The organism is Crossiella sp. S99.2, assembly GCF_023094165.1.
Taxonomy (GTDB): Bacteria; Actinomycetota; Actinomycetes; order Mycobacteriales; family Pseudonocardiaceae; genus Crossiella.
Genome location: NZ_JALMDK010000007.1, coordinates 344,375 through 356,985, shown reverse-complemented (window position 1 = coordinate 356,985; position 12,611 = coordinate 344,375). Strand labels below are relative to the sequence as shown.

Annotated in this window: 9 protein-coding genes; 2 read left to right on the top strand and 7 right to left on the bottom strand. The window is 71.0% G+C overall.

Going from position 1 to position 12,611, the window contains the following annotated elements; translation table 11 throughout:
- Positions 1 to 21: 21 nt before the first annotated feature.
- Positions 22 to 966, top strand: a complete 945-nt coding sequence (locus MZC64_RS28130; RefSeq protein WP_247761745.1) for a PHB depolymerase family esterase — start codon at positions 22 to 24, stop codon at positions 964 to 966.
- Here the strand turns inward: MZC64_RS28130 and MZC64_RS28125 are convergent.
- The 7 genes from MZC64_RS28125 to MZC64_RS28095 form a co-directional block, all read right to left on the bottom strand.
- A complete protein-coding gene (locus MZC64_RS28125) occupies positions 963 to 1,880 on the bottom strand; it encodes a hypothetical protein (RefSeq protein WP_247761746.1) in 918 nt (305 codons plus the stop codon). The genes MZC64_RS28130 and MZC64_RS28125 overlap by 4 nt on opposite strands.
- A gap of 207 nt (positions 1,881 to 2,087) precedes the next feature.
- The gene (locus MZC64_RS28120) at positions 2,088 to 4,928 is read right to left on the bottom strand and encodes a glycoside hydrolase family 2 TIM barrel-domain containing protein (protein ID WP_247761747.1); all 2,841 of its coding nucleotides are present in this window, start codon (positions 4,926 to 4,928) and stop codon (positions 2,088 to 2,090) included.
- Positions 4,929 to 4,954: 26 nt separating this feature from the next.
- Positions 4,955 to 5,776, bottom strand: a complete 822-nt coding sequence (locus tag MZC64_RS28115) for a carbohydrate ABC transporter permease (RefSeq protein ID WP_247761748.1) — start codon at positions 5,774 to 5,776, stop codon at positions 4,955 to 4,957.
- A complete protein-coding gene (locus MZC64_RS28110; protein WP_247761749.1) occupies positions 5,773 to 6,687 on the bottom strand; it encodes a carbohydrate ABC transporter permease in 915 nt (304 codons plus the stop codon). The genes MZC64_RS28115 and MZC64_RS28110 overlap by 4 nt, the downstream gene beginning before the upstream one ends.
- Positions 6,687 to 7,952 carry an ABC transporter substrate-binding protein gene (locus MZC64_RS28105; protein ID WP_247761750.1) on the bottom strand — a complete coding sequence of 422 codons (1,266 nt, stop codon included), beginning with the start codon at positions 7,950 to 7,952 and terminating at the stop codon, positions 6,687 to 6,689. The genes MZC64_RS28110 and MZC64_RS28105 overlap by 1 nt, the downstream gene beginning before the upstream one ends.
- Positions 7,953 to 8,052: 100 nt before the next feature.
- Positions 8,053 to 9,039, bottom strand: coding sequence for a LacI family DNA-binding transcriptional regulator (locus MZC64_RS28100; RefSeq protein WP_247761751.1), 987 nt, complete (start codon positions 9,037 to 9,039; stop codon positions 8,053 to 8,055).
- The gene (locus MZC64_RS28095) at positions 9,036 to 9,683 is read right to left on the bottom strand and encodes a DUF2306 domain-containing protein (RefSeq protein ID WP_247761752.1); all 648 of its coding nucleotides are present in this window, start codon (positions 9,681 to 9,683) and stop codon (positions 9,036 to 9,038) included. The genes MZC64_RS28100 and MZC64_RS28095 overlap by 4 nt, the downstream gene beginning before the upstream one ends.
- Positions 9,684 to 9,797: 114 nt before the next feature.
- On the opposite strand from MZC64_RS28095, the gene MZC64_RS48840 reads away from it, so the two are divergent.
- Positions 9,798 to 12,485: an AAA family ATPase gene (locus tag MZC64_RS48840; RefSeq protein ID WP_247761753.1), complete on the top strand. Its 2,688-nt coding sequence runs from the start codon at positions 9,798 to 9,800 to the stop codon at positions 12,483 to 12,485.
- The last annotated feature ends 126 nt before the right edge of the window (positions 12,486 to 12,611 follow it).

Genomic DNA, 12,611 nt, shown 5'->3' with positions numbered 1-12,611 from the left:
GCCGCACCGTGGAGGAGTGCCATGTCGAACCGCCGTCCCGTCACCCAGGTGCTCGCGGCACTGGCCGCCATCGCGCTGTTCCTGGTCACCGTGCCCAGCCCGGCTGCTGCGGCAACACTGCCCGAGGTCACCGGATTCGGCAGCAATCCCGGGAATCTACAGATGTTCCGCTACGTGCCCGCAGGGTTGCCGCCGGGCCGTCCGGTGGTGGTGGCACTGCACGGCTGCACCCAGAACGCCGCCGCCTACGCGAACACCGGCTGGCCGCAGCTGGCCGAGCGGGCGAGGTTCACCGTGGTGTTCCCGCAGCAGCGCTCGGCGAACAACCTCAACCTGTGCTTCAACTGGTTCGAGCCGGGTGACACCCGCCGGGACGCCGGGGAAGCCTTGTCCGTCAAGCAAATGGTGGACAAGGCCAAGCAGGACAACGGTTCCAGCACCGCCTACGTCACCGGCCTGTCCGCGGGTGGCGCGATGACCGCGGCCATGCTCGCCAGCTACCCCGAGGTGTTCGCCGGTGGCGGCATCATCGCCGGAATCCCTTACCAGTGCGCCACTTCGGTGCTCACCGCGTTCGGCTGCATGAACCCCGGCCGCGACCTCACCCCGGCGCAGTGGGGTGACAAGGTGCGCGCGACCAGTCCGCACACCGGTCCGCGGCCGAAGGTGTCGATCTGGCAGGGCAGCGCGGACTTCACCGTGGCCCCGCGCAACGCCACCGAGCTGGTGGAGCAATGGACTGATGTCCATGGCACCGACCAGATCCCCGACCGCACCGACACCGTCGCGGGCTACCCGCACCGGGTGTACGGCGAGACCGTGGAGCAGTTCACCATCACCGGCATGGGCCACGGCCAGCCCGTCGACCCGGGCACCGGCCCGGCCCAGTGCGGCACGGCGGGCGCCTACCTCCTGGACGTCAACATCTGCGCCGCCCACCACCTGATCCGCTTCTGGGGCCTCTAGCCGCGCGGCGGTGAGGCGACCGCGTTCAGCAGGTCCAGTGCGATCATTTCCACCGGCACCCAGCCGTTGATGCCCGCGCCTTTCGGCCCGTAGACGGTCAGCCGCACGCCGTCCTCGTGGAAGAAGCGCCGGGCCTGCCAATCGGTGCCCCAGGGCAGGAATCCGTCGGGCGCGTGCACCCCGTCGCGAGCGAAGCGGAACTGGCCGTAGGCCACCTCGCCGTCGTGTTCGAACCTGGCGCGCAGCGCTCGCAGGACGGGCTCCCGGCACTGATCGATGATCAGCCTGGACAGCGCGGCCTGCCTGCGCACGCCGTGGATGACCAGGAAGCCCTCGGCCGGAGCGGCCAGGTGGACCTCGATATAGTCGTGGTAAGTCGTCATGGTGCCGAAACCCTGGCTGGTGGCCACCGGCCGGTGCATCAGGTGCCCGATCGCGGGCCACGGGATGGCGAGCTGATCCTCCGGGGTGCGGATGATCAGTTGCTCGGCGCTGACCTGGTAGCCGCGCCAGCCGCCCTTGGGCGGCACCCAGATGATGAACGCCAGCCTGCCCAGCAGGGCGCCACCAGCGAAGAGGCCACCGGCCCACGGGCCCGCCAGCGCGAAGACCGCGCCGCCCGCGATCCCGAACAGGCCGGCCATGGCCAGGATAAGGGTGGTGAAGTAGTGGCGCTGGTTGCGGAACTGGCGGACCACGCCGGGCGCCAGGGCCCGCGCCGGTCTGCTCCTGGCCGGTGCCGTCCAGCCCACCAACACCCCGACCAGCAGGAACACGAAGCCGATCAGGCCGGGCAGGATCGCCACCGGTCCGCTGTCGGTCAGCACCAGGACCAGCGTGAGCACCAGCAGCACGACGCCGGCCGCGAGGCAGCCGACGACCACCACCCGCAGCCTGCGCGCCGTGTTCACCATCGCCGCTCCCCCACTCCTCGATCCCGGGACCGGCAATTCAGCCACGCCACTTCCGGGACCCCTCCCGAGGCCGAGCAAGCGGCCCTCGTCGCCGTGTTGGCCGAGTTGGCGAATCGGTGTCACGTAACCACTTGGGCCAACTGGTACGCCCGCTTGGGCAAAACCGGCGTACCAGTTGGCCCAACTCGCCGGTGGGGTGCGGCGTGCTCAGAGCCGGAACACCAGGTCCAGGGCGGCTTTGCGTGGGTGCAGGCGGTACTGCGGCAGCACGCCGGGTCCGCAGGAGTTGGTGCCGAGGCCGTGCTGGGCCAGGTCCAGGTTGAGGTGGATCTGGTCGGTGGGCGCCAGATCGGTGGTGTGGCGGGCGGCTTCCAGGGTTTCGGTGGTCCAGCGGCGGGCGGTGAGGTCGAAGGTGGGCGAACCCTCGATGCGCAGGACTTGTCCGTCTACTGTGGACAGTTTGGCCCAGCGGACGTCGATCCGGTTCCCGTTCTCCTGGGGGAAGACGTACGGGGTCTGGAGTTCGTCGACGGTGGCGGTGTGGCGGCCGATGCGGGCGGCCTGGCGGCTGTCGGCGTAGGCCTCGCCGGGGCCGCCGCCGAACCAGGTCACCCGGTCGAACGTGCCGGGGATGGCCAGGCGCAGGCCGAGGCGGGGCAGCGTGCACGGCCATTCGCCGTCGGGGGCCAGGTCGACGCGCAGGCGCAGGGAATCGGCGTCTGCGGTCCAGAGGTAGTCGGCGAGCAGGCCGAAGGCCAGGCCGGGTGGGGCGACCCTGGTGCGGACCAGGAGCTGGGTGTCGCCGGTGTGGATTTCCGCGATGCGGTGCTGGACACGGTGCAGTCCGGCCGCGCGCCAGGCGGTGGCGTCCGGGTGGTGTTCGCCGCGGTCGTTGTCGGTGGTGGCCCGCCACAGGTCGACTCGCGGGCCGGTGACCTGGTGGCCGCCGAGGCTGGTCAGCCTGCCGGTGTGCGGGTCGAAACCGCCGAGGCCCAGGCGTAGTTCCGTTGGCGCGTGCAGGATCCGGACCGCGCCGGTGCGCACGGGCGGACTGGCCGGGGTGATGGGGAGCTGACCCCAGCCGATCAGGTGCCCGGCCTTGGCCCAGCGGGTGTCGGCGGCCAGGGTGGCGTGGACGGTGAGCCAGGTTTCGCCTTGGGTAACCGGGAGTTCGGGCAGGGGCAGGTCGATGGACTGTCCGGAGTGGACGGTGTCGACGGGCAGTTCGCCGTGGGCTACCGGGGCGCCTTCGGTTTCCAGGGTCCAGTGGAAGGACAGGTGGTCCAGGGTGCGGTAGTCGTGGTGGTTCTCGACGCGAATTCCGTTGGCGGTGGCGATGATCCGCACTGGTTCGTAGATTTTGGCGAGTTCGGTCAGGCCGGGTGAAGGGGTGCGGTCGGGGAAGAGCAGGCCGTCGATGACGAAGTTGCCGTCGTGGATGGTTTCGCCGAAGTCGCCGCCGTAGGCGAAGTACTCGCGGCCGTCCGGGGTGTGCTGGCGGATACCGTGGTCGATCCACTCCCAGATGAAGCCGCCCTGGCAGCGCGGGTGCCGCTCGAAGAGTTCGCGGTACTCCAGGAGGCCGCCGGGGCCGTTGCCCATGGCGTGGGCGTATTCGCAGAGCAGGAACGGGAGTTCGCGGTGGCGTGGGTTGTCTGCCTCGCCGCGGCCGATCTTGTCGACCTCCCGGGTGTCGGCGTACATCCGGCTGTACACGTCGACGTAGGCGCAGTCGCGGTCGCCTTCGTAGTGGATCGGACGGCCGGGGTCGCGATCGCGAGTCCACTGGGCCATGCGGGCGAAGTTGGCGCCGGTGTGGCCTTCGTTGCCCAGGGACCACAGGATGATGCTGGGATGGTTCTTGTCGCGTTCCACCATGCGGCGCATGCGATCCAGGTAGGCGTCGCTCCACTGTGGATCGTCGCCGGGGTTGCGGTCCCAGCCGAATCGGTCGAACCCGTGGGTTTCCAGGTCACATTCGTCGATCACCCAGAGGCCGTACTCGTCGCAGAGTTCCAGGAAGGCCGGGTCGGGCGGGTAGTGGCTGGTGCGGACGGCGTTGATGTTGTGCCGCTTCATCAGTTCGATGTCGGCGCGGGCGGTCTCCAGGGGCACGGCGCGGCCGTGGTCGGGGTGGTGCTCGTGCCAGTTGACGCCACGGAAGAACACCCGCCTGCCGTTGACCTTGACCTGACCGTCCGCAATGGACACTGTCCGGAAGCCGATGCGAACCTGGACGCGTTCGGCGTCGGTGGCCAGTTCACCTTGGTACAGGCGGGGTTCCTCAGCACTCCACGGGTCAACGGCGGCGAAGCTGATCGGCTGGGTGGCCGGGTGGTCGTGCAGGCCGAGTTCGGGGATGCTCAGGCGCACGGCCGGATCGGTGTCCACCGACAGCGTGCCGCGGCCGGTGTGGCGGTCGTAGCCGGCGTGGATCCAGTAGTCCGGGATGCCACCAGCCGGGCGGGCCAGCAGGGTGACGGCGCGGAAGATGCCGGAGAGCCACCACATGTCCTGGTCTTCCAGGTAGCTGGCCGCCGACCACTGGTGCACCCGCACGACGAGGAGGTTCTCCCCCGCGCGCAGCAGCGGGCCAACCTCGAACTCGCTGGGCAGCCTGCTGCCCTTGGTGACGCCGAGTTCGTTGCCGTTGAGCCAGATCCGGGCGCAGGAGTCGATGCCGTCGAAGCGCAGCACGGCGGGCTGGGTGAGCCAGTCGCCGTCCAGGGTGAAGCGCCGCCGGTAGTCGCCGGTCGGGTTGTCCGAGGGGACGCGGGGCGGGTCGACCGGGAACGGGTAGTTGACGTTGGTGTAGGCGGGTTTGCCGTGGCCGTGCAGTTGCCAGTGCGCGGGCACCGGCAGGTCGGCCCAGCCGGAGTCGTCGAATTCCGGGTACTCGATGCCCTCGGGAGCCGAGGGGATGTTGGGGGACAACAGGAAACGCCAGTCGCCGACCAGCTCCAGCGAACGCGCGTCCGAGCGGAAGTGCGCGCGCGGACGCAGGCTGCCGTGACCGGGGGCGGGGTCCTCGACGTAGGACGACGACATGGTTTCCTTTCCTGGTATGGGTTTACTCAGCCCTTGAGGGCGCCGGCGGCGATGTTCTTGATGAAGTGCCGGGCGCCGAAGAGAAAGACGATGATCAGCGGCACGATCGCCACCAGGGTGCCCGCCATGACCACGCTGTAGTCCTGCACGTAGACGCCCTTGAGCTGGGACAGCGCCACCTGCAGGGTGACGTTGCCGGCGTCGACGAGGACCACCAGCGGCCACAGGTAGTCGTTCCAGGCGTTGACGAAGGTGAAGATGCCCAGGAAGGCCATGGCCGGGCGCAGCAGTGGCAGTGCGATGGTCCAGTAGATCCGGAAGAACCCGGCGCCGTCCATCCGCGCGGCCTCCAGGAGTTCATCCGGCAGGGCCTGGCGGCAGTACTGGCGCATCCAGAAGATGCCGAAGGCGTTGGCCGCGGCCGGGATGATCAGCGCCTTGAGGTCGCCGACCCAGCCGATCCCGGCCATGATGCTGAACTGCGGGATGGCCGCCAGCTGGGTGGGCACCACGAAGGTGGCCAGCAGCAGTCCAAAAAGGACAGAGCTGCCCGGGAACTGGTACTTGGCGAAGGTGAAGGCGGCCAGCGAGTCGAAGAACAGCACCAGCAGCGTGGTCGCGATGGCCACGATCAGCGTGTTCAGCAGGGAGCCGAAGAAGTCGATCCGGGCGAAGACCTCGCCGATGTTGGCGAACAGCTTGCCGCCGAAGGTCAGCGTGGGCGGGGTGGAGTAGATGTCGCCGGTGCTGTTGGAGGCCATCACGGCCAGCCAGTAGTACGGGAAGACCAGCACCAGCGCGCCGATGGTGAGCGCGAGATAAGTCAGGATCCGGCCGGAGCGGGTCATCGAATGCCTCCCGGGGCGCTCTCCGGGCGCTGGATCAGCCGCCAGTTGATGATCGAGAAGATCACCACGACCAGGAACACGCCCCAGGCGATGGCCGAGCCGTAGCCGAAGTCGCTGTGCACGAACGCCTCGTTGTACAGGTAGAGCACCATGGTCATGCCCGCGCCCTCGGTGCCGCCGCGGTCGCCGAGCAGCACCTGGGACTCGGTGAAGACCTGCATGCCACCGATGGCCGACATCACCACCGAGAACAGCAATACCGGGCGCAGCAACGGAAGCGTCACCGAGAAGAAGGTGCGCAGCCTGCCCGCACCGTCCACTTTGGCCGCTTCCAGCACGTCGTTCGGGATGGCCTGCAGGCCGGCCAGGAAGATGATCGCGTTGTACCCGGTCCAGCGCCAGATGATCATCAGCGAGATGGCCACCCGGATGCCCCACGGGCTGGTCAGCCATTCCACCTGGCCAACGCCGAGCAGGCCGAGCAGCCAGTTGAGGATGCCGAACTCGCTGCTGAAAATCGAGCCGAACACCAGCGACATGGCCACCACCGAGGTGACATTCGGCAGGAAGTAGGCCACCTGGAACATGCCGCGCAGCCGGATCGAGGAGTTCAGGCCGAGCGCGACCAGCAGGGCCAGCGCGGTCATCGGGATCGTGGACATCACCCAGATCAGCAGGGTGTTGTAGATGGAGTGCCAGAAGATGGGGTCGGTGAACAGGAAGGCGAAGTTGTCCAGCCCGACCCACTCCATCGGGCCGACGCCGTTCCAGCGTTGCAGCGCGAGGTAGAAGGAGTAGAGCACCGGGTAGGCGCCGAACACCGCGAAGAGGATGAAGAACGGCGAGATGGCCAGGTAGTAGGGCAGGTAGCGGCGCGCGCGGCGGCTCCTGCTCAGCGTGGCGGCCGGCATCAGAGCGCCCCCTTCCTGCGCAGCAGAGTGTCCACTGTGGACTGTGCGTCGTCCCAGGCTCGTTCCGGGTCCTTGCCGCCGAGTTCGATGTTGGTCAGCTCGTCGGTGTAGATATCGCTGAGCTGGATGTCGTAGGCGCTGAAGTAGGCGGGCTGGACCTCGGTGGCGGCCTTGCCGAACACGCTCATGGTGGCCTGGCCGCCGAAGAACGGCTCGGGTTCCAGCAGCCGCGGATCGGTGTAGGCGGCCAGGCTGGACGGGAACAGCCCGGCCTCCAGGTAGGCGCGCACCTGGTTCTCCGGCGACATCAGCCAGCGCACCACCTCAAATGCCTGCTCCGGTCGCGGGCACTGCCGGGTGATACACAGGTAGGAGCCGCCCTGATTGCCCGCGCCGCCGGGACTGCGGCAGACCCGCCATTTGCCAGCGGTGTTCGGCGCGGACTTCTTCAGGTCGCTGGTCACCCAGGAGGCGTTGACGAAGCTGACCTCCTTGCCGCCGGTCCAGGCGGCGTGCCGGTCCACCGATTTGCCGGGGTCCTGCGAGCCGGAGTACCCGGCGGTCAGGCCACGCCGGAACGCGGTCAGCGCCCGGTCCCAGGCCTGGCGCACCTGCGGCTGGTCACCGACGAAGCGGCCCTGCTTGTCGAAGTACTTCTGCGGCAGCTGGGCCAGGACGTAGGTGAAGACCATCTTGGTGTCGGTGATCAGGTACCGGCCGGGGAGTTTGCGTTGCACGCGTTCGGCGAAGTCGAAGTAGTCCTCCCAGGTGGACACCGCGGCGGCCACCTCCTCCGGTTCGCTGGGCATGCCGGCCTCGGCGAAGACGTCCTGGCGGTAGTAGAGCGCGGCCGGGCCGATGTCGATCGGGAAGCCCAGTTGCCTGCCGCTCGCGGTGGCCCCGGACTGCCACTTCCAGCCCAGGTACTCCGGCTCCACCGCCTGCGCGCCCACGGTGCGCAGGTCGGCGAACTGGTCGGCGTCCGGGAAGTAGGTGGCGATGTCGTCGCCAACCATGGTGATGTCGGGCAGGTATGCCTGCCCGGACAGCGTGGCGAACAGGCGTTGCCGCAGGTCGGTGGTTGGCGAGAGGTTGAGCGCATCCGCGCCGAAGTGCCGCACGGCGTCCGCGAGCACCCCGTCGGCCAGGCCGTTCTTGGTGTAGAGCACGGTCAGCCTGCCCGGACTGGCCGTGGTCGGGCTGGCGCAGGCCGTGGCGCCCAGGGCGAGTGCGGCGGCCAGAAAACTTCTCCGAGTCAGCGTCATCGAGGACCCTTCGAGCCGGGCCGTGAACGTTCACGTGAACGTTCACGGACTGCGCGGAAGTGTCGCTCGGCCACTCCGGGCTGTCAAGCAGCGTCGCAGGTCAGGCCGAGCCGCGCAGCCGCAACTCGCCCCGGACGACCAGGTCTTCGGGGGCGGCGGCGCGCTCACCGGCGAGCAGCCGGGCCACGTCCTCGATGGCGAGGGTGCCCAGGCGGGTGGTGTCGATGGCCACGCTGGTCAGCGGCGGTTCGATCAGCGCGCCGAGTTCCAGGCCGTCGAAGCCGATCAGGGCCAGGTCCGCCGGGATGCGCAGGCCGAGCTGGCGGGCCCGGCGCAGCGCGCCGATGGCGATGATGTCGTTGAAGGTGAGCAGCGCGGTGATCTCCGGGTGGGCGGCATGCAGGGCCTCGAAGGCCAGTGCTCCCCCGTCGATGGACTGGTTGGCGCCGAGGATCCAGCCCGGGTCCAGGACCAGTCCGGCGCTGGTGGCGGCGGCGCGGAACCAGCGTTGCCGGATGCTGGGTTCGGCGCGGCGGTTGTGGTCGAGCATGCCGATCCGGGTGTGCCCGCCCGCGACCAGGTGGTCCACCGCGGCGGCGATGCCGGCTTCGCCGTCGATGCGGATCGAGCTGAACCGGGGGTTGTGGTGCTCGCGGCCGAGGAAGACCACCGGCAGCCCGGCGACGTGCCGTTCGATCTCCTCCTCGGGCTGGCTGAAGTAGCCGACCACGGCGTCCACCTGGGAGCCGATCACCCGCAGGGTGCCGATCTCCTGCTCCGGGCTGTCCGCGGTGTCGTGCACGACCACGTGCCAGTCCCTGGCCCTGGCCGCTTCCAGGGCGCTGGCGGCGATCTCGGTGAAGAAGGGGTTGCGCAGGTCGGGGATGACCAGGCCGATGGTGACGGTGTCCTGCCGCACCAGTCCCCTGGCGAACCGGCTGGGCCGGTAGCCGAGGGTGCGGGCGGCGTCCAGGACGCGTTGTTTGGTGCCGCCGTCGATCTCGCCCTTGTCGTTGAGCGCGCGGGACACGGTCTGCCGGGACACCCCGGCCGACCGCGCCACGTCGTGAATCGTCACCCGCTTCATCGCCGAGGAGTATGCCCGCTCCGGCGCAGCCACCACTCGGCGACGAGCACGCAGGTCAGGAAACTCGCCCAGGTGGTGATGGCGTGCGCCGTCCTGGGTTCCAGCACCTGCAACAGCGGCACGGCGAGCACCCGGTCCAGCATGATCGAGACGGTTAGCGCGAAGCTGCGGATCATCCAGCGCCGGTGCACCCGGAACTGCCGCCGCCGCGCGGCCAGGTAGGCGGTCCAGGTCGTGGCCAGCCAGGCGATCCCGCCGAGCAGGTTGCCCGCCATGGTCAGCGGCCCGCGTTCGCTGAGCGCCCCCACCACCAGCGCGGTCAGTCCCGCCGGCAGCACCCCGCCGAAGACGTAGACCCGCCCCAGCCAGCGGTGCACCGGCAGGGACCAGGCGCGCATCGCGGGCCAGATCTGGAAGCACACGGTCAGCAGCGCGATGGCGCCGAAGATCACGTGCACGGCCAGCAGCGGGAAGTGCCAGTCCACGCCGGGCCGCAGCGGCGTGCGCGACTGGGCGGGGTCGGGTTGCAGGTACGGCGGCAGTGAGACCAGCACGAACAACACCGAGACCGCGAGCAGCGGGACGGTCCAGGGACGCCGCCACCACGGCTTCCGGGTCGCGCGGGCGCGCTCAGTCGTGGTCACGGTGACTTCCCCCCAGTCGGACCGGCCGCGTGCTCGCGGCCTCGGCACCAGGAACCCTGCCGGGATAACTGCCCCCGGACCTCAGTCGATTCGACTGCACCTAAGGTCGGCTGGGTGATCCACGGCAGGCAGGCCGAACGCGCGGCCCTCACCGGACTGCTCCAGGACGCCCGCGAGGGCCGGGCCAGGGCGCTGGTGCTGCGCGGGGAAGCCGGCATCGGCAAGAGCACCCTGCTGCGGGACACCGGATCGGCCGCCGCGGACTTCACCGTGCTGCGCTGCGCCGGGGTGGAAACCGAGGTGCGGCAACCCTTCAGTGGCCTGCACCAGCTCCTGCACCCCGTCTCGCTGCCGCTGTCCGCGCTCTCCCCCGCCGCCGCGACCGCGGTGCGGCACGCGCTGAGCCAGGAGGACGGGCCGCCGGGTTCGGAACTGCTGGTGTGCACCGCGGTGCTCGATCTGCTCGGCGCGCTCGCCGCGGCCCGCCCGTTGCTGGTGCTTGTCGACGACCTGCACTGGCTGGACCGGTCCTCGGCGACCGCGCTGGTCTTCGCCGCGCGCAGGCTCAGCACGGAGAACCTGGCCCTGCTGCTGGCCGTCCGGTCGCCGGATGAGTCCACTGTGGACATCGCGGATCTGGCGGAGCTGCCGCTGTCCGGCCTGTCCGCGGGCGCGGCCGCGGAGCTGCTGGCCGAACTGGACTGGCCCGCGCCGGAGCCAGTGCGGGCGGCGGTGCTCGGCCACACCGGCGGCAACCCGCTGGCCCTGGTCGAACTGGCCGCGCTGGGCAGTCCGGGCGAGGTCGCCGGGGAACTGGCGCTGCACGGCACGGTGCCGGTCGGCGCGCGCATCCGGGCCGCCTTCCAGCGCCGCCTGCACGCCCTGCCCGAACCGTCCCGGTCGGCGCTGCTGCTGGCCGCCGCCGAGGATTCCGGCCACACCGCCGTGGTGCTCGGCGCGTTGCCCCGGCTCGGGCTGCCCGCCGACGCGCTGGACGCGGCCTGCGCGGCCGGACTGGTCGATCTCACCGGGCCGGAGCTGCGGTTCCGGCATCCGCTGGTGCGCTCGGTCGCCTACGCCCAAGCCACCTTCCCGGCACGGGCCGCCGCGCACCGGGCGCTGGCCGAGCAGGCCGCGGCGCGCGGTGACCGGCAGCGCGCGGTGTGGCACCGCGCGGTCGCGGCCACCGAACCGGATGAGGAACTGGCCGGTGAGCTGGAACGGATCGCGGAATCGGTGCGCGGCCGGGGCGGGGAGGCCGCGGTCACCGCGGTGCTGCGGCACGCCGCCCGCCTGAGCAGCACCGCCGAGGGCCGCCGGGACCGGCTGCTGGCCGCCGCGTTCGTCGCGCTGGACTCCGGTCAGCCCGAACTGGCCCGCGAACTGACCGCCGAGATCATGGCCGAGCCCGCGCCGGTCGCGGTGCTGGCCCGGCTCACCGCGACCGTCGAGGCCTACAGCGGCGACCCGGACCTGGCCTGGCGGCAGCTCCAGCGCTGCGCCGACCTGCTCAAGGACCCCCTGGAAGCGGCCTGGACCCTGGTGTTGGCCGCCAACTGCGCCTACCACGCCGACGACGTGTTCGCCGCGCATGACGCCGCCGCCCGGATCGCCGGGCTGGACGTGCCGCCCGCGGTGCGGCGGGCCGGCGAGGCGCTCGCTCAGGCCCCGCACGCCGAATGCGACCTGTGGGGACTGCTCGCCGAGCTGGCCCCGGCCCAGCCCGCCGTGGGCGGCCGGGCCTGGATGTGGGTGCTGGCCATCGGCTGGCTCGGCCCGGACCCCCGGCAGGCACTGGCCGTGGCCGAGGCGGCCCGCACCCAGCTCCGGGCGGTCGGCTCGGCGGCCTCCCTGGTGGAACTGCTGTTCTGGCAGGCCGACCTGGCCTATCGGGCCGGGGACTGGGACGCGGGCGTGGCCGCCGCCGAGGAGGGTCTGCGCCTGACCCACGAGACCGGGCAACGCGGCCAGCAGGCCAACCTGCACGCGCTGCTGGCCCGCTACGCCGCCGCCAGGGGCGAGGCCGCGGCCTGCCGCGAGCACGCCGAACGCGCGCTGGCCCTGGCGGTGCCGATGCGGCAGCGGGCCGCGGCGGCGGTGGCCACGCACGCGCTGGCCTTGCTGGCGCTGGCCGAGGGGGATCCGGCGACGGCGCTGGACCGGCTCATCGAGGTGGTCGCGCCGGACGGGCCGCGGGCGCACCGGCTGATCGCGCTGCACGCGCTGCCGGACCTGGCCGAGGCGGCGAACCGGCTGGATCGCGCGGAACTACTCAACGGCCTGGTCGGGAACCGGGAGTCAGCGGGGGTGGGCGCGGAGCTGCGCCACGTGCCGTGGGTGCGCGCGACCGTGCAGCGCGTGCGCGCGCTGGCCACCGGCGAGGTCGCCGACCACGAGCTGGCGCTGACCTTGGCCGAGTCCGCCGACCGCCCGTTCGAGCTGGCCAGGGCCGCGCTCCAGCTGGGCGCCCGGTTGCGCCGGGACGGTCAGCCGGTGCGCGCCCGGCAACCGCTGAGCACCGCCGTGGACGCCTTCACCCGCCTCGGCGCCCGCCCGTGGGCCGAGGCGGCCGCCGCGGAATTGCGCGCGGCGGGCGCAGGCAGCCCGGCCCGGGGCGCCGCGGGCGAGGTGCTCAGTCCGCAGGAGTTGGCGGTGGCGCGGCTGGCCGCCCGCGGGCTGAGCAACCGGGAGATCGGCGATCGCCTGTTCCTGAGCCCGCGCACGGTCGGCTCGCACCTGTACCGGCTGTTCCCGAAGCTGGGCATCATCAGCCGCGCCCAGCTCCGAGACCTACCGCTCTAACCAAGCCGCCCCGCCACCGTGTTGGCCGTTCTGGACGCCGAGTTGGCCCAACTGGTACGCCGAGTTGGCCCAAGTGGGCGTACCAGTTGGCCCAAGTCGTACCAGTTCGGCCAAGACTGGGTACGA